Consider the following 16,305-nt stretch of genomic DNA (forward strand, 5'->3'; position numbering starts at 1 on the left):
GGTGACGTGGTCTGCGGTATTCAGCAACTGCTGCCCCTTGCTCGGCGGTGTTGAAGGCTCTCGCTGGACAACGTCAGCCCGGTCACCAGGTGGCGTCGAACGGGCATTGAGAATCCTTTCGGATTACCGAACCGCGCACGCGGGTGTGGCTTCATCAGCGGCCGCAAAGTAGGTGGGTGATCGCGCGCCCGACGCGGTGGGGTCCTGTTCGTCGTGTTCTCGCAGCATCCGCATGCGTTCGTCCTCAGAGAACGGCCGCTCGCGCAGCGACGGCACGATCCGCCCGGTGGCGCCGACGAACCGCTGGCGGGCTCCGACCAGGTCCAGGAACTTCAGCGCGTGATTGATCGGCCGCACGGTCGGCTCGAACGGCTCCTACTCGCCTTCGAGCTGCTGCTCGTGCGTCTCGCGCAAGGGCGACGACGAGGCCGGAGGTGGGATCATGAGGGGTTTCTACTCCAAGGACCGCATCCTCGATGGCCCCGACGGACGGCCTGACCTGCGTGGGTGTCCCGACCTTCACGTCCGGTGGGCGGGCGATCCCGCCCACCGGACACCGTCACAGCGGCCAGAACTGCAGCAGAAAGCGCTCCACGCCCTCGGGCACGCCCTGTTCGGCAAGGGCCGCGACCTCGTCCTGCCCGACCACGTGAGCGCGCAGCCGCCAGCGCCGATCCGCCGTCCCGAGATCGATCCAGTTCTTGTCCGGCCCGCCGACCGTGTGGAACTGGAGTTGTCCGGTAGGGGAATCCAGCTCGGTCTCCCCGGTCGCCTCCCAGGCGACGGTGCGATCCGGTGCAGGCGGTGCGTCCCAGACCTCGATCGTGAACGCCGCGGTGTGCGTATGGCCCCCCGACCTGATGTCCACGCGCCCGTGTTCCGCTGACACCAACCCCTGCGCCCCTTCAGGCCAGCTATCCATCACGTCCTCGTAGGCCTCCTGCAACCAGAGCAGGAACCGCTCGACATAGACCGGGAAGCTATCCCGCCGCACCAACGCCATACAGCCACTCCGCGTACTCGCCTCACTGTCCCGACGACGCTACCCAACGCCTGTAGCCAGCGAATTTCTCGCCTCGCCAAGCACTGAACAAGACACCGTCCTGGTGATCCGGTGTACGAGGGACAGCGGCACGTTGCTCCCTGGACAGTGAGAAGGGGGCACCAGCGCAATTCGGGTCCGCCCCGGCCTGAGCGGATGGCCGACGATCGGGTAGGGGGCTGGTCATTCTGGCGCTGGGTATCAGCTGTTCAGGTCGAACACGCCCCAGGTGGTGAACGGATCGGCCTGGACGTAGATCCTGCTTCCTCGTGCGACAACTCGCCGGCGGCCGGGCACGGAGCCATCGGGCAGGGTGAGCAGACCGACGTCCGCCTGCTCGACCGACGTTTCGACGATCTCTCCGTGGACGAGCCGGTCTCGCTCCTCGCCGTAGCCACCGTAGAAGGCGACCCGCTCACCGTGGACGGCCACCGCTCTGGCACCCCGTACGCGGTTTGCCCACACCCTCACGGGCTGCTCGGTGCGGTTGGGGCGTATCTCGACCAGCGGGAAGTCCGTGTACGGGCGGGCACGCCCAGGCGGCTGTGCCCGATACGTTCAGGGCGTAGCAGTCGAAGAGGCCGGGGATGCGGGCGTCGTCTGCCGTCCAGACGAGTTGGCCCGTGACGCTCCAGCGGCGGATTCCCACCGGGTTCTCGTCGAAATGCCCGACCCAGATGTGTCCGACCTCGTCCACGAGCAGGAGCTCGATGGCGTTCCTGACGGAGAAGGACGAGGTCTCGCGGCCGAGCGCGTCGAAGACCTGGACCTGATCCGCGTCTTCGTATCGGCGGGCGCGAGACGCGGCGACGACGAACCCGCCGTCGGGCAGGCGGTCCAGGTACGGTCAGCGGGCCCGCACGGCGCTCAGCTCGGTGAGTTCGACATTGCCGCCCGGATCGACGGAAACGACCAGCGCGTCAAAGGGCAGGACATCACCGCCGGGCTTGTGCGAAGGCGGCCGAAGGGTTCGCCGTGGGTGAGGCGAGTTCGGCGATCGGCAAGGAGCTCCGGGCGAGCGTTCGACCCGTGCAACGGTGCCGCAGAGCCTGGGACAAGGGTGGCCCGGGGGCCCTGCGTTCGGCGGGCTCGGCGTAGCCGTTGAGGTTGAGTGAAGCCAGTTCGCCCGGTTGGAGGCGGGATTGGCCAAGGGGCCCGGTTGCGCAGGGCTAGCCGGATCAGCGGTGGACCCTGTCGAGGGTCGCGACGGTGATCCGGTCGCCGGTTCCACAGGAGCTACACCCTGGCCGCAGGTGAAAGCACCACGGCGGCGCTCAACGTGTGGATCGTCATCCAGGACGAGTCCGGCTCCTCGATGATGCCGCTCGAAGCCGTGGCGTGCCGTCACCGCGGCCAGCAGCTCCTCGGGTCGGCGCTGGTCAACGCGTGCATCCGTGAAGCCCGCGTCGCCCGCGCCGTGCCCCGCTTGCCGGTCCGCCGGGAATTCATGCCGTCCTGCCCGCCGCACGACGGCCCCCGCGGCGCAGCCAGAACGCCCCGGCGGCGACCGCCACGGCAGCGCCCGAAGGGATCCCCACCGCGAGGCCGGTGCCGAAGCTCGGCCCGTTCGGCGGCTCGGTGACCTTCAGCTGTCCTCGGAGGACGATCGGCGGGTAGTCGCACACGTAGTCCTGGTCGCCCTCCGTCGTGCAGTTCGCGTCCTTGTGGCGGAGAGTGAACTTCACTTCGTAGGTGCCGGGTTCGGTGTTCTTCTTGATCCGCCCCGCGCCCACCCAGGCCTGTCCCGTGTCGCCCAGGGCCGTGTCGTCGGTCAGTGCGCGGCTGGACACGTCCACCGCCGTGGGGTGCGGATTGCCCGGACGTTCCTTCACCGTGATGTCCACGACCTGGCCCGGCTCCGCGGGGCCTCCGATGGACGCGTATCCCCGTCCGGGAAAGGGCAGCGCATCGCCGTGGGCCGCGCCCGCGGCCCCAAGAAGCAGTACAGGGGCGGCAATTGCGGCGTAGCAGCCACGTACGGACGTACGTGTGAAATTGGTCATGTATCTCCCAGTCCGCAACAGTCTTACGATCATGACTCATATTGGCGCGGTCACGCCACACGCAGTGACCCGCCTCTCATCTGCATATGGGGGACACGACCATGAGATTGCGCAGAGCGCTGTGCGCGGCGGCGGGGGCCGCCGCGCTGGTTCTGCTGCCGGGCCACACCGCGTTCGCGGACCCCGGCGATCCGACACCCAGGGGGGAAGCCGCCGCACCGGCGGCGGAGAACACGGGGCAGCCCACCGCCCCGCCGACCTCTGTGCCGGCGGACGGTGACCAGGACGCGCGCGGGTTCACCCCGGCCGACGCCGATGACTACTGGACGCCGGAACGCATGAGGGCGGCGAAGCCCGTTCAGGAGCAGGAGGCCAAGCACTTCTCCGCTCCCACCAGGATGCCCCGCTCCGCCAGCCGGCCGTTCGAAGGGCTGCCGATCGTCGGCACCTTCTTCTGGAACGACGGCACCAACACCGGCCGCTTCTGCGGCGGTACGGTCGTCAAGAGCCCCGGCAAGAACATCGTGATGAGCGCCGGCCACTGCTTCGACGACCAGGACGCGCGCAAGAACCTCACCTTCGTCCCGCAGTACGACGACGGCAAGAAGCCGCACGGTGCGTTCACCGTCAAGCCCGGACGCATCTACGTCGACAAGCGTTACCTGTCCAAGGGCCCCGACGCCGGGGCGGACCTCGACTTCAACTTCCTGCAGCTCGAACCGCGCGGCGGGAAGAACGTCCAAGACGTCGTCGGCGGCGCCGAGCTGAAGATCAACGCCGGGTACGACCACTCCCCGGTCCGTCTGATCGGCTACCCGGCCAACCAGAAGCGCCCACTGGACTGCACGGACAAGACCGTCCGCTACAACAGCACCGACCCGAAGATCCCCGGCAGCTTCCTGCGCATCGCGTGCGACAAGTACTCCGGCGGCGCATCGGGCGGCCCGTTCCTGGTCAAGCAGGGCAGTGAGTGGGGCATCATCGGTGTCATCGGCGGCTGGAAGACCGGCGGCGACAAGGACGACATCTCCTACAGCTCGTACCTCGACGGCGACGCCAAGGCGCTGTACGACGACGCGGTCAACAACCGGCAGCCGGCCGGCCGCGGCGTCCTGGGCAAGGCCGAGACCTGGAAGCACGCCGAGGTGATGGCCGGCGGCTACTTCACCGACGGCAACCCCGGCACGTGGGACTACTCCGACCTGATCGTGCGCTGGTCCGACGGTGAAGTCACCCTGTACCGGGGCGCCGGGGAGGACGTCGACAACTTCGACAAGGAGATACGTCTCACCGGCCCCAACGGCACCTGGAAGAACGCCGTCACCATGGCGGCCGGAGACTTCACCGGCGCCGACCGCGACGACCTCATCGTGCGCTGGACCGACGGCGAGCTGACGCTCTACCCCGACGTGGACGAGAAGGGCTTCCACGGCGAGGTCCAGCTCCAGAAGCCCAACGAGCTCTGGAAGCACGCCACTTCCCTCACCGGTGGCCGCTACACCAGCGACAACAAGTGGACCGACGACCTGATGGTCCGCTGGAGCGACGGCGAGGTCTCCCTCTACACCAACGTCAACCGTGACGGCTTCCACGGCGAGAAGAAGCTCGCCGCGCCCAACGGCACCTGGCAGCACGCCTCGACCCTCACGTCGGGTGACTTCACCGGGAACGACCAGCACGACCTGATGGTGCGCTGGACGGACGGCGAACTGACCCTCTACAAGGACATCGACCAGAACGGCTTCCACGGCGAGGTCCAGGTCAAGAAGCCCAACCGCCTCTGGGAACACGCCACGGTCCTGGCCGCGGGCGACTACACCGAGAACCGCCACCCCGACGACTTCCTGGTGCGCTGGTCCGACGGTGAGGTCTCCATGTACCCCGACGCCGACGAGACCGGTCTGAACCGGGAGATCACGCTGGTCTACCCGCCGGCCTGACCTCGTCCCCACGACGGCCCGCCGGTTCGTCCGGCGGGCCGTCGTGCCTCCTCAGCACATTCGGCGGCAGCGTAGTGATGCCCAGTCCGGCGGTTCCCGATATGCGCTGTCGGCGCCGTCCGCCTTCGGCTAAGTTCCTTCAATGCCCATCCAACATCGAACAAATAGACGGCTGTTGTCCGCCAGAAGCAACATCGCCGCACTGGTTCTCGGCCTCGCATCCCTCGGCGCCGGTCTGCTGGCCGCACCCTCCGCCTCGGCGGCGGCCGACGCGGGCCCGGAGACCCTGCAGTCGATCCCCGCGGCCACGGTGAAGAACTTCAAGATGCGCACCACCGACGCGGCCTGGACCGCCGCGAGGGAGGCGGTCGAGGCCGTCGAGGCGACCGGAGCGGTCACCAAGGTGACGCCGACGCAAGTCGCCACTTCGGGCCAGCACGTGGGCCGGGCGGGCCTCTGCCACGCCACCGGACTCGACACCAAACTCGTCCCGGACGGATTCTGCTGGGACAAGACCGACGACGTGACGAACAACTACGACAAGGACAAGGGCGGCTGGATGCCGCAAGGGCTGACCGCCAGCCATGACGCGAGCCCCGACGGCACCATCGACGGCAACCACCTGTACGCCGCCTCCTGGTACTACGGCAAGGGCGGGTCGAAGAACGAGTACGCCCGCGTCACCCTCGCCAAGAACCTCGGAGGCACCGCCCCCAGCTACGGCCACGTCCTCCTGGTCGTGCCCTCCGTCGCCGGTACGTCAGGGACCTTCACCCCGGTGGAGAAGACCCACGCGGACGGCATGGTCTGGTACGGCAACCGCCTCTTCGTGGCCAACGGAGGCGAGCTCCAGGTCTACGACATGCGCCACCTGTGGAAGATGACGTCCATCTCCGAGAAGACCGGCATCGACGGCGGGAAGTCGTCCGCCCGCTGGCACCAGTGGGCCATGCCCATGATCGGGCGCTACGACATCGACGGCGGGGGCCCCGGCCCCGAGTGCACCCCCGGCACCGGCGTCGAGATCTGCCTCAGCTCCCTCAGCCTCGACCGCAGCTCCTACCCGGACGCCCTCGTCTCCAGCGAACACGTCACCTACGAGACGTCGTCCAAGGGCGTACGCGGCCGCATCGCGCGCTGGCCCCTGAACGCGGACGTGGCGCTGCCCAAGGCCGACGACGGCAGCGGCATCGGCACCACCACCGCGTCCGCCGCCTACACCTCGCCCGTCTGGGCCGCCCAGGGCGCCGCGACCGACGGCACCTACTACTACTCCAGCGGCGCCTGCCCCACGGGTTGGTGGAACCCGGGCGAGCCCCCGGTGCAGGACCCCGCGGCGTTCAACTGCATCCACCGTGCCAAGCCGAACGAGGCCCCGCACGTCCTGACCCGCTCGCCCCGCCTTACCCAGAACCTGTCCTACGCCCCGAAATCGGGCCGCCTCTGGGGCACGAACGAGAGCATCTACGTAGCGGTCCCCGGCCAGCCGCGCACCGGCGACCGCGTCGTCTTCTCCATCAAGCTCCCCTGAGCACCACTGGTCACCTCGACCGTCGCGTAAAGGGGCTGTCCGGGACCGGTGCTCACCGCGAACGCACGCAGAGACACTGACCGCCCCCTTATATGCACTCTTTCAGGCAAGTTCTCAGCGGCGGTGATCGCGGCGGTCGCCATGGTGCGCGACGCGCTCATCATCGCCACCCGCAACCGCCGCCGCTGAGCCCGGGGGAGAGCAGCCAGGATGACCCGTCCCGCGTACGCCACCATCAGAAGTGCACAGCCCGGGAGTTAGGTCGAACGACCACTCCGGCTCGGTGGTCTTCGCCGGCTTCTCGTCGCGCAATCGCGGCCCTTCCTTCGTCGTAGGGTCACGAGCGTGACCGCACCCCACTCGAGCGTGGCTTTGACGAGTTTCCTGAACGCGCTGCGAGCGGGAGAAGTCCGCACCGGCCGCGTCATCAGCCTCGAGGGCCGGGAGGCGCTTGTCGAACTGGACGGGTTTTCCGGCCCCGGGAGAGCGGTGGGCCGTATCCCCCGCGGCGATCTGACCCGCAAGGTGATCGGTCACGCCTCCGAAGCCGCGAGCATCGGGCAGCACATCGCCTTCGAAGTGATCTCTGTCGACCGGCGGCAGGAGTGGGCAGGTCCAGCTGTCGCCGAAGGCCCTCCAGGAGAACCCGCTCGTTCCCTTCGTGGACCAAGCAGGGCTAGTCACCACCGGCCAAGTCACCAAGCTGATCCCGTACGGATCGTCGAAGTCGACCTCCCGCGCCACCGCCTCACCCTGTCCGCCAGAAACCTGCCGCAGGACGGGAAACAACGGTCCTCCTGATGGGTGCCGGTCGGCGAGTTCGGCGAGGAGCGGCACGACGAACCCCTCCTGACCGAGAGCCGGGGCACGAGCTCATCGCCGTACCGCGACGGACTCGTCCTGGCCCTCGCGTGGCGTAGGCAGCAGCAGGGCCACCACCGCAACGCTCGCGCACACCACCGCCATCGCCACGAACACCGCCTTGTACGACAGGTCCGGGCCGCCGTCGGCGGTGGCGAGGGTGACGAGGGCGGCGAGCCCGACGACACCGCCGAGTTGGCGGGTGGTGTTCATCAGGCCGGAGGCCGCTCCCGCGTCCTGCTCGCGGATGCCGGAGGTGACGGTGGTGGTGATCGGGGTGATGAGCAGGCCCATACCGGCGGACATGACGATCGCGGGCCCGAGCAGCCCGTCCAGGTAGCCGCTGTCCGTGCTGATGCCGCTCTGCCAGAGGAAGCCGACGGCGCTGAGGACGGCGCTGAGGACGATGAGGCCGCGGGCGCCGGTGCGCTCCATGACGGCGGGGGCGAGAGGGGCCGCCGCGATGCCGACGAGCGTGTGGGGCAGGAAGCCGACGCCGGTGGCCAGGGCTCCGTAGTGGAGGACGTCCTGCATGTACAGCGACAGGAAGTACCACATGGGGATGAAGCAGCCGCCGGCCAGCAGCATGGTGACGTTGCTGGCCCAGATGGGGCGCAGCCGCGCCAGGCGGGGCGGCAACAAGGGGGCTGCCGCATACCGGGACTCCGTCACCGCGAACGCGGTCAGTGCCACGGCGCTGACCACCAGGCCCGTCAGGGTGGTCGGCCCCGTCCAGCCGTGTGTTCCGGCCTGGTTGACGCCGTAGACGAGTGCGGTGACGCCCAGGGTGGCCAGCACCCCGCCGGGGACGTCCAGCTTGCCGGACGTCGCGCGGGAGCGATCGGACGGCAGCAGCCGCAGGGCCGCCAGGACGGCCACGGCACCGATCGGCACGTTGATCAGCAGGATCCACCGCCAGGACAGCGCGTCGGTCAGGACGCCGCCGATCAGGTTGCCCGCCGCGCCGCCGGCGGAGCTGACCGCGGTCCAGATCGCCAATGCCTTGGTGCGGCCCGCTCCTTCGGCGAAGGTGGTGGTCAGGATGGTCAGCGTGGCCGGGGCCAGCACCGCGGCGCCCAGGCCCTGCACCGCTCGCATGGCGATCAGCAGGCCGGGGCCGGTGGCGAGTCCGCCCACCAGACTGGAGACGGAGAACAGCGCCAGCCCCCACACCAAGGCCCGCCGACGGCCGTACAGGTCAGCGAGCCGACCGCCGAGAAGCAGGAAACCCGCGAAGACCAGCGCGTAGCTGCCCACGACCCACTGCAGCCCCGCCGCGTCGAAGCCGAGCGCGGTCTGGATCGACGGCAGCGCCACGTTCACCACCGACACGTCGAGCACCACCATGAACTGTGCCGCGCAGGCCAGCCACAGCAACGCCGCCTGACGGGGCGCCAGTAAGCCCGGCTCTTCCCCGGCGTGGACTGATCCATCGGTGGCACGGGCCTCGCGTTGTCCCATGTCTCTTCCCCATCGTCGCGGCCAGCTTTTATAGTACAGAGGTACTATGAAAACGGGCTCGACGGGAAGAGGTCACGGTGCCGAAACGTGTTGACCATGCTCAGCGCCGCGCGCACATCGCTGATGCCCTGGTCCGGGTGGCCGCGCGGGACGGGCTGCACGCGGTGACCATGCGTGCGGTCGCGGCCGAGGCGGGCATGTCCTTGAACCTGGTGCAGTACTACTTCGACACCAAGGCTCAGTTGATGCACGCCGCGCTGCAGCACCTCGAGCGGCAGAGCCACGAGCGGTGGACGGCGCGGCTCGAGAGCCTGGACGACCCGGGTTCGGCGCGGGCCTGCCTCGACGTGTTCGTCGACGAGGCCCTGCCGGTCGACGCGGACAGTCACACCTTCCGGCTGGTGTGGATGTCCTACGCGGTTCTGGCCATGACCGACCCCGAACTGGCGGAGCAGCCCTTCGTCGAGGGACCGAACCGGCTGGAGCGGCAGCTCACCAGCATCCTGGCCACGGCGCAGTCGGCGGGAGAGATCGCGGCACATCTGGATGCCTCCGCCGAGGCCGCGCGTCTGCTGAGTCTCAGTCACGGTGTCGGGACCAGCGTGCTGGTCGGGCAGCGCTCGGCCGCACAAGCCCGGTACGTGATGGATTACCACCTCTCCCGCTTGTTCGACGACCCCACTCCACCCGAGGCCCCCGGCCAGCACCTCACGGCGGTTTCCTGACCTGTGCGGACTCGGAAACGGGACGCCCTGCTGTGCGACGTGCGGCACGGCTCGAGAAGCTCAGTGACCACCCCAAGCCGGCACCCCGCACCTCGCCTACGGGCACGGGGTGCACCAGCGACTGGGTGCGCAGTTGGCCAGGCTGGAACCCCAGGTGGCGCTGGGCGTCCTCTGCAAGGCGGGCCCTGCTTCTGCGATGCTCGGTGTTTGGCCGCCGAGCGTCATGCGCCGCGGCCGCAGCGCACCGTAAAGCAGAGCATCGATCAGGCGGCACCCCGACCCCGCATCGGGCCCAGCCCCCACCCACCCCTCAAACCGTACTCAACGGATACCCCGCCGTAGCCGACCTCGGGGGCCACGCCCCAGGCGAGAGGATGCCCAGGACGTAGGCGCGCGCGACGAGAGCGGGGCGGGTCGCGGCGCCCAAGGCTTCGCGTAGGCGGCCCAAGTGGTAGTCGATCGTCTGGCGGGACAGTTTCAGTGAGGTGGCTATGTCGCTGTTGCTGCTGCCCTCCGCCAGGAGCGTGAGGATGCGGATCTGTGCGGCGGTCAGGGGTGGGTGGGCCTCGTGGGCGAGGCTCTGGTGTGTGACCACGGCCCAGACGTGGCGGGCCCGGTCCGCGGAGTGGCCCACCGTCGTCAGGTGGACCCGGGCGCGGCGCTGTAGCCCGTGCGTGTCGTCGAGCGTCACGGACGTTTCCACGCGTCTGGTGCGGCGGGATATCAGGCCCCGCCATCTGCGGTGCAGGCGGTCCAGGCCGGGGGCGGCGGGCGTGAGCAGCGTGTGTGCGGGGCGGCCGACCAGGTCGGGCAGGGGCAGGCCGAACAACTCCGCGGCCGCCGCGCTCGCTTCGACCACGCGGCCGCCGGCCGAGAGGAGCGCGCAGGGCAGGCCGGTGTGGTCGCGCAGCGCCTGTAGGTGTTCCTCGGCCTCCCTGCGCTGGACCATGGCGCGCAGGTGGTCGGTGATGTCGACGTAGATTCCGGCGACGCAGGTCTGCCCGTCCTCCCGGACGGGGAAGCGGTGGCCGACGGCGTGGCCCGCGCTGCCGTCCAGGCGGCGGTAGTCCAGGGTGTGACGCACCGGCGTGCCCCGGCTCAGGATCTCCTGGTCGAGCGCGCGGAACTGGACGGCTTCGGCCGGGGCGTCGAAGTCCTCGATGTGCCGACCGGTGAGCTCCTGCGCGCTGGTGCCGTACAGGTGCGCGTAGGCGTGGTTGGCCCACAGGTACCGTCCGTGCCGGTCGCGGATGAAGGCGGCCGCCGGGGCGAGGTCGACGAGATCGGCGAAGGCGGCGTACCCGCGCGGGGCTTCGGGGTGGGTGTCGACCTCCACCGCGAGGCCGTGGGTGCGGTGGTGCGCGGGGGTGGTGTCCCGCGGACAGCTGACGTCGAAGGTCCGGCCGTCGAACCTGGCCAGCCACCGGCCGTCGCGCGGCGGGTGTCCCGGGTCCGCGACCTCCTGGCGGATCCGGTCCAGGAAGCGCTGCGCCGTGCCGGTGTCGGCGAACGCGCCGCCGCCCTTCTCCCGTACCTGCCACGGCTGGTCGACCTCCCACCAGAACACGGGCAGGTCGTCGAGCAGAGCCTTGAGGCTGGAATCGTCCACGGCTTTTTCTCCGTCCGTATACGTGCGGTTGACGCACGGTCACCACGCGATGCGTATCCCGTCCGTCGCTCCCGCATGCTCGGTTCTCGGCCGAAGTGGCAGCCCAGAGCGGGGGAGTTCGGGCGTGGGCGGCCGTTGTTCGTGGCACATGCCGCCGTGCCGACTCAGGCATTTGCCTGAACGCCCAAGGGCCGCAGTGGTCTCACGGGTGTCCGGCGCCTGTTCCCCTTGGAAGAGCGGGTGAACGCGCCCCGCTCCCATCTCTCCGGTGCCCCTCCGTGCTCGGCGCGCGGCACCGATCCGTACGGCGTACGTACCAACTGGACGAAGACGAAACGGAGACGAACTTCAGTGAGCAAGGTGCTGTTAGTGCATGCCAAGGGTGGTCCGCCGCTCGGTCACGTCCTGTCGCGGGCGGCCGTGAAGGCGCAGGTGCACCTCCTGGCGCTCAGCGCACTTCCTCCCGCCGTGGCAGGTGATGCCGGCAGACTGTGCGCCTCGGTGGTGACGCCCACCGACGCGGAGCGCGCCGACCTGGTGTCCCTGATCGTCGCGCGGGCGAAGGCCGTCGGCGCGGACGCGGTGCTCACCTTCTCCGAGTACGCGGTCGTCGCCGTCGCAGAGGCGTGCGAGGCGCTCGGCCTGCCGGGGGCGGGCGCCGCCGCCGCGCTCGCTCGTGACAAGCGTCTGATGCGGCGTACGTGGCGCGAACACGGGCTGCCCCAGCCGGAGTTCAGGCCCGTCGCCACCGAGGCGGACCTCTACGAGGCGGCCGCGGAGCTGCCCTTCCCGCTCCTGCTCAAGGCGGCCTGGAGCGCGGGTTCCACCGCGCACCAGATCATCCGCGCCCCGCACGAGGTGTCCGCCGCCTGGCGCCGCTCGCGCGATGTGATGGCCGAATCCGCCCAGTTGGGCTACGCGGAACTCCATGTGGCCGAGGCCGACGCTGACTTCGTGGTCGAGCAGATCGTCACCGGCACCGCGGGGGAGTGGTTCGACGACCCGGGCTGGGGCGACTACGTCAGCGTCGAGGGCGTCGTGGCGCAGGGCGTGTTCCACCCGGTGTGCGTCAGCGGCCGGATGCCCACCGTCGAACCGTTCACCGAGCGGGCGGGCATCACCCCCGCCCAGCTGTCCCCGGACGCCCAGGAGCGGATCGTCGCCCTCGCCCGGCAGTCCGTCGACGCGCTCGGCCTGCGCGACTGCGGCATCCACACCGAGATCAAGCTCGGTGCGCAGGGGCGGATGTGGCTGATCGAGACGGCCGCCCGGTTCGGCGGCGCGATGACGGTGCCGCAGATCGAGGAGGTCTTCGGCCTCGACCTGATCGGCATGCTCGTCGACCAGCTCCTGGGCCGCCCGGTCGCCTGGCCCGAGCGCGCCCTCACCCCGGAGCAGGCGCGCGGCGCGGCGGGCTCCCTCGTCGTCCTCGCGGTCGACGGCGCGGGCGAGGCCTGGCAGGACCGCAAGGCCTGGGACTTCCCCGCGGTCACGCGGCGCGTGCCGCTGAGCGGGGGCAGCCGCCTCTCGGTCGTCGCGGAGAGTTCGCTGGCCGACGGCAGCACCGTGCCGGTGTACGACCCGGCCGCCGGAGCCAACACCATGGCGGCCCTGTGTCTGCTCTCCGCCACCGACCCGCGCACCGTGCTCCGCGACTTCGAGACCCTGGTGGACGCCCTGCCCCGGGTGCTGCCCGCCGCACAGCCCGAGGAGGTCTCGCGATGACCACCCACCTGCTCACCGGCGCCCCCGAACCGGCCACGGACCGCACGGTCGTCGGCGAGAACCTCTCCCTGCCGCTCTTCCGCACCCTCGCGGGCGTCCTGGCGGGCCATCAGTACCTCAAGGTCGTCGTCGACCGCGCCGAGGACACCTGGCACCTGCTCGACACCGCCGCCCACCCCTTCCACGTCAACTACGTCGCCACCCGCGTCCTGGGCATGGAACTCGCCGTACTGGACGCCGAGCTGGACGCGTTCAACGCCTCGGTCTACACGGACCCCGGGCGCCGCTTCCTGCTCGGCGTCCTGTCCCTGCACGCCGAGCAGGACGCCGAGGGCCGCGAGCGTCCCTTCCTCGTCCTGGAGACCACCGAGGCCGACACCATGCACGGTGACCTCCTCGCCTGGTTCTACGAGTACGTGCGGGTCCGCGTCGACGGCCGCCTGCCGCTGCTGCTCAAGCCCGCCAACCACGGGCAGGAGGAGGAACTCGCGGCGGTCAGCGAGCAGCGCGTGCCGCGCATCCTCAGCCACGAGCTCTTCGGCACCAGGACCAGGACCCCGCTCAACTCCGGCGAGGCCGTAGGGCGGCTGCGGTACTTCCGTACGCACGAGGAGTACGCGGCGGCCGAGGCCGGGCTCGGCTGGGCCGACATCGTCGCCATGCCCTGTCTGCCGGACGACGTGCCCCGGGTGGCCGGATTCCTCAACACCGCGCCCATCACGCCGCTTTCGCACACCAACGTCCTCGCCTCCGGGTGGGGGATACCCAACGCGATCGTGCGCGACCTGGCCCAGCTCGTCGAACGCGACGCCCTGGACGGGGCGTGGGTGCGCTACCAGGTGCGCGAGGACGAGATCTCCCTGGAGCGACTCGACCACGAACCGGTCCTCGACGCCCCGTCCTGGCACCAGCAGCGCATCCGCCTCGAACCGCCCCTCCTGGAGGACACCCCGGTCCTCGCCCTGCACCGGCTCCGCAGCACCGACCGGGACCGCTACGGCACCAAGGCCGCCAACCTCGGCGAGCTGCACCACGTCCTCGACAGCCGCACGGCCGACCTGACCGCCTTCTACCGCCGGCCGCGCCCGCCGCGCGACAACCTCTGCGGACACCTCGCGGCACGGTTGGGCCCGGGGGAGTCCACGGCGGAACAACTGCGCGCCACCGCAGCCAAGTTCGTCGCCTCGACGGTCGGCGCCCCGGCGGGCGTCGCGCTCCCCTTCGCCCTGCAACAGAACTTCCTCGCCTCCTCCGCACCCCTCCAACAGGGCATCGGCAAGCTGAAGTTGGCACTGGAACTGGATGCCACCGACGTCCTGGACGCGCTCTGCCTCCAGCTCCAGCACCTCATCCGGCACACGCCCATCCCCGAGTCCGTCACCCGGCAGATCATCCAGGCCTTCCCCGCCGCCGCGGCCTCCGGCGGCCGCCTCGTGGTGCGCTCCTCGTCCAACGCCGAGGACCTGCCCGGCTTCTCCGCCGCGGGCGTCTACGACTCCGTCACCACCGTCCACGGAACCGATGAACTCCTGGACGCCGTACGCCAGGTGTGGGCCTCCCTGGTCTCACCCCGCAGCGTGCGCCTGCGCCACCAGGTCGGCATCTCCCTCGACGACACGTACATGGGCGTGATCATCCAGGAGTACGTGCCCGCCTCCCTCGGCGGCGTCCTGGTCACCTGCAACCCGACGCGCGGCGAGGACTTCCGCAACGTCTACCTCAACTGCTCGCCGGGCTCCCCGGAACAGGTCGTCGACGGCTCCGTGCTGCCGCAGCAGTACCTGTACAACACGGTGGAAGGCGGCGGCCGTACGGTCGCCCTCGGCTCCTTCGGCGAGCCGCTGTCCGCCGCGACCCGGGCCCGGCTCGCAGACCTGTCCCTGACCGGACGGCTCCTTCAGTCCCACTTCAGCGGACCGCAGTGCGGCGGCACCGACGTGGACACGCCGCTGGACATCGAGTGGCTCATGACCGAGCAGGGCGACTTCCGCCTTGTCCAGATCCGCCCGTACGCGCTGTGAGCCCGCGCATCCGCCGCCCCGCCACCGGCACGGGCGGCGGCCTGACGGACACCGCGCGCCGCATCATCCGGCTCAACTACGGCTTCCAGCTCCTGTTCAACCTGCTGTGGTGGATGCCGGTCTTCTACGCCTACCAGAAGACGGCCGGACTGAGCGACGCCGAGATCTTCGGCATCCAGAGCATCTACTACGTGGCGTTCTGCCTGTTCGAGATCCCGACGGGCCTGATCGCCGACCGGATCGGCACCCGCAACTGCCTGCGGGCGGGCGCCGTGGTCATGACGGCGGCCAACCTCGCCCCGGTGCTCAGCGCCTCCTACACCGGCTTCCTCGTCCACTTCCTCGCCATCGCCGCGGGCCGCTCGCTCACCTCCGGCGCGGCGAGCGCCTACCTCTACGACGGGCTGCGCGCGGAGAAGTGCGACGAGCACTACCTGAAGGCGGAGGGCACCGCACGCGCGCTCGGCCTGGCCGCGAAGGTCGTGTGCTGGCCGTTGGTCGGGCCGCTGATGGCCCTCGCCCACGCGGCTCCCTACCTGCTCAGCGCCGTCAGTGCGGCGGGCTCACTGGCCTGTGCCGCGGCCCTGCCCCGGCTCGCCGGAGCGGCCGGAGGCAGCGACAAGGCGGCCGTCGAGCGATCGGAAGGAGGACGCAGAGGAGGTGCCTTCCTGCGGGACGCGGGCGCGGCCCTGCGCTGCGTGGCCTCCTCACGATGGCTGGCCCTGGTCATGGTCCAGGGCGTCGCCGTCTTCACGCTCTCCCGCATCTGCCAGGTCAACCTCTTCCAGCCGATCCTGCTCGACCACGGCATCGCCGAGGCCTCGCACGGCGGCGTGCTGGCCGCGATGACGGTGGCGGAAGCGGTCGGCTCGGCCCGCCCGCAGTGGCTCAGCCGACGTCTCACACCGGTCGCCTGGGTCTCCCTGCTCAGCCTCGTGCTCGCGGGCACCCTGGCGGGCATGACCGTCGGCGGACCGTGGTCAGTGGTGGCACTGCTCTGCCTGTTCGCCGCGGCGACCGGGTTCGCCTACCCCATCCAGCGCAAACTGGTGAACGACGCCGTGCCCGCCCACGCCCCGCGCGCCACGCTCCTCTCGGTCGAGAGCATCGTGGACCGCGCGGTGTGCGCACTGGCCGCGGTCGCCGTGGGCGCGTACGTCTCCGCGGGACATCTGGACGCCCTGCTGCTGCACAGCGCGCTGGCGACGGCGATCCTGCTCGGAGGCTTCCAACTGGTCGTACACAGCGGATCGGTGAAACGCAGTCAGGAGAAGGCGAGCGTGGGTTCCCTGCCGTCGGCCGGGGCGGTCGTCGAGGAGGTGGGGGACGAGGCCGTACGCGCCGCCGCCCCCGGAGCGGAATCCGGCAGGGGGCGACGGCGCTGACG

At 70.3% G+C, this 16,305-nt stretch carries 12 protein-coding genes and 1 pseudogene; 7 read left to right on the top strand and 6 right to left on the bottom strand.

The features are described from left to right. Positions 1 to 123 precede the first annotated feature (123 nt). The 4 genes and pseudogenes from ACIO9J_RS41415 to ACIO9J_RS41430 all read right to left on the bottom strand — a co-directional run. Positions 124 to 360 (bottom strand): annotated as a pseudogene (locus ACIO9J_RS41415) (DUF6192 family protein); the annotation flags it as partial. 199 nt (positions 361 to 559) lie between these two features. After that, complete coding sequence (locus ACIO9J_RS41420; protein WP_402010658.1) at positions 560 to 1,003, bottom strand: hypothetical protein; 444 nt, start codon at positions 1,001 to 1,003, stop codon at positions 560 to 562. Positions 1,004 to 1,243: 240 nt separating this feature from the next. Continuing rightward, a complete protein-coding gene (locus ACIO9J_RS41425) occupies positions 1,244 to 1,474 on the bottom strand; it encodes a hypothetical protein (protein ID WP_402010660.1) in 231 nt (76 codons plus the stop codon). A 1,013-nt stretch (positions 1,475 to 2,487) separates the two neighbouring features. Then, the gene (locus tag ACIO9J_RS41430) at positions 2,488 to 3,045 is read right to left on the bottom strand and encodes a hypothetical protein (protein ID WP_402010661.1); all 558 of its coding nucleotides are present in this window, start codon (positions 3,043 to 3,045) and stop codon (positions 2,488 to 2,490) included. 101 nt (positions 3,046 to 3,146) lie between these two features. On the opposite strand from ACIO9J_RS41430, the gene ACIO9J_RS41435 reads away from it, so the two are divergent. From ACIO9J_RS41435 to ACIO9J_RS41445, 3 genes are all read left to right on the top strand, one after another. After that, entirely contained in the window at positions 3,147 to 4,985 is a 1,839-nt protein-coding gene (locus tag ACIO9J_RS41435; protein WP_402010662.1) for a trypsin-like serine peptidase, read from the top strand. 175 nt (positions 4,986 to 5,160) lie between these two features. Beyond that, complete coding sequence (locus tag ACIO9J_RS41440; protein ID WP_402010664.1) at positions 5,161 to 6,516, top strand: hypothetical protein; 1,356 nt, start codon at positions 5,161 to 5,163, stop codon at positions 6,514 to 6,516. Positions 6,517 to 6,882: 366 nt separating this feature from the next. After that, positions 6,883 to 7,317: a S1 RNA-binding domain-containing protein gene (locus ACIO9J_RS41445; RefSeq protein WP_402010709.1), complete on the top strand. Its 435-nt coding sequence runs from the start codon at positions 6,883 to 6,885 to the stop codon at positions 7,315 to 7,317. A 72-nt stretch (positions 7,318 to 7,389) separates the two neighbouring features. On the opposite strand, the gene ACIO9J_RS41450 is transcribed toward ACIO9J_RS41445, so the two are convergent. Continuing rightward, positions 7,390 to 8,838: an MFS transporter gene (locus ACIO9J_RS41450; protein ID WP_402010666.1), complete on the bottom strand. Its 1,449-nt coding sequence runs from the start codon at positions 8,836 to 8,838 to the stop codon at positions 7,390 to 7,392. Between the two features lie 77 nt (positions 8,839 to 8,915). Here ACIO9J_RS41450 and ACIO9J_RS41455 point away from each other — a divergent pair, with 77 nt between their 5' ends. Next, positions 8,916 to 9,563, top strand: coding sequence for a TetR/AcrR family transcriptional regulator (locus ACIO9J_RS41455; protein ID WP_402010668.1), 648 nt, complete (start codon positions 8,916 to 8,918; stop codon positions 9,561 to 9,563). Between the two features lie 310 nt (positions 9,564 to 9,873). Here the strand turns inward: ACIO9J_RS41455 and ACIO9J_RS41460 are convergent, their stop codons facing one another. After that, positions 9,874 to 11,172: a PAS domain S-box protein gene (locus ACIO9J_RS41460; RefSeq protein WP_402010670.1), complete on the bottom strand. Its 1,299-nt coding sequence runs from the start codon at positions 11,170 to 11,172 to the stop codon at positions 9,874 to 9,876. A 351-nt stretch (positions 11,173 to 11,523) separates the two neighbouring features. Here ACIO9J_RS41460 and ACIO9J_RS41465 point away from each other — a divergent pair, with 351 nt between their 5' ends. From ACIO9J_RS41465 to ACIO9J_RS41475, 3 genes are read left to right on the top strand one after another with little or no spacing between them, the layout of a single operon-like run. Further along, positions 11,524 to 12,897: an acetyl-CoA carboxylase biotin carboxylase subunit family protein gene (locus ACIO9J_RS41465; RefSeq protein ID WP_402010671.1), complete on the top strand. Its 1,374-nt coding sequence runs from the start codon at positions 11,524 to 11,526 to the stop codon at positions 12,895 to 12,897. After that, entirely contained in the window at positions 12,894 to 14,918 is a 2,025-nt protein-coding gene (locus ACIO9J_RS41470) for a PEP/pyruvate-binding domain-containing protein (protein WP_402010672.1), read from the top strand. Before ACIO9J_RS41465 ends, ACIO9J_RS41470 begins: the two co-directional genes overlap by 4 nt. Beyond that, positions 14,915 to 16,303 carry an MFS transporter gene (locus ACIO9J_RS41475; protein ID WP_402010674.1) on the top strand — a complete coding sequence of 463 codons (1,389 nt, stop codon included), beginning with the start codon at positions 14,915 to 14,917 and terminating at the stop codon, positions 16,301 to 16,303. The genes ACIO9J_RS41470 and ACIO9J_RS41475 overlap by 4 nt, the downstream gene beginning before the upstream one ends. Positions 16,304 to 16,305 lie beyond the last annotated feature (2 nt).

The sequence above is a fragment of the Streptomyces sp. NPDC087300 genome (genome assembly GCF_044744425.1).
GTDB lineage: Bacteria > Actinomycetota > Actinomycetes > Streptomycetales > Streptomycetaceae > Streptomyces.

Coding starts and splice junctions, on each gene's coding strand:
- ACIO9J_RS41420 (WP_402010658.1), bottom strand. CDS start 1,003: ATGGCGTTGGTGCGGCGGGATAGCTTCCCGGTCTATGTCGAGCGGTTC.
- ACIO9J_RS41430 (WP_402010661.1), bottom strand. CDS start 3,045: ATGACCAATTTCACACGTACGTCCGTACGTGGCTGCTACGCCGCAATT.
- ACIO9J_RS41435 (WP_402010662.1), top strand. CDS start 3,147: ATGAGATTGCGCAGAGCGCTGTGCGCGGCGGCGGGGGCCGCCGCGCTG.
- ACIO9J_RS41450 (WP_402010666.1), bottom strand. CDS start 8,838: ATGGGACAACGCGAGGCCCGTGCCACCGATGGATCAGTCCACGCCGGG.
- ACIO9J_RS41470 (WP_402010672.1), top strand. CDS start 12,894: ATGACCACCCACCTGCTCACCGGCGCCCCCGAACCGGCCACGGACCGC.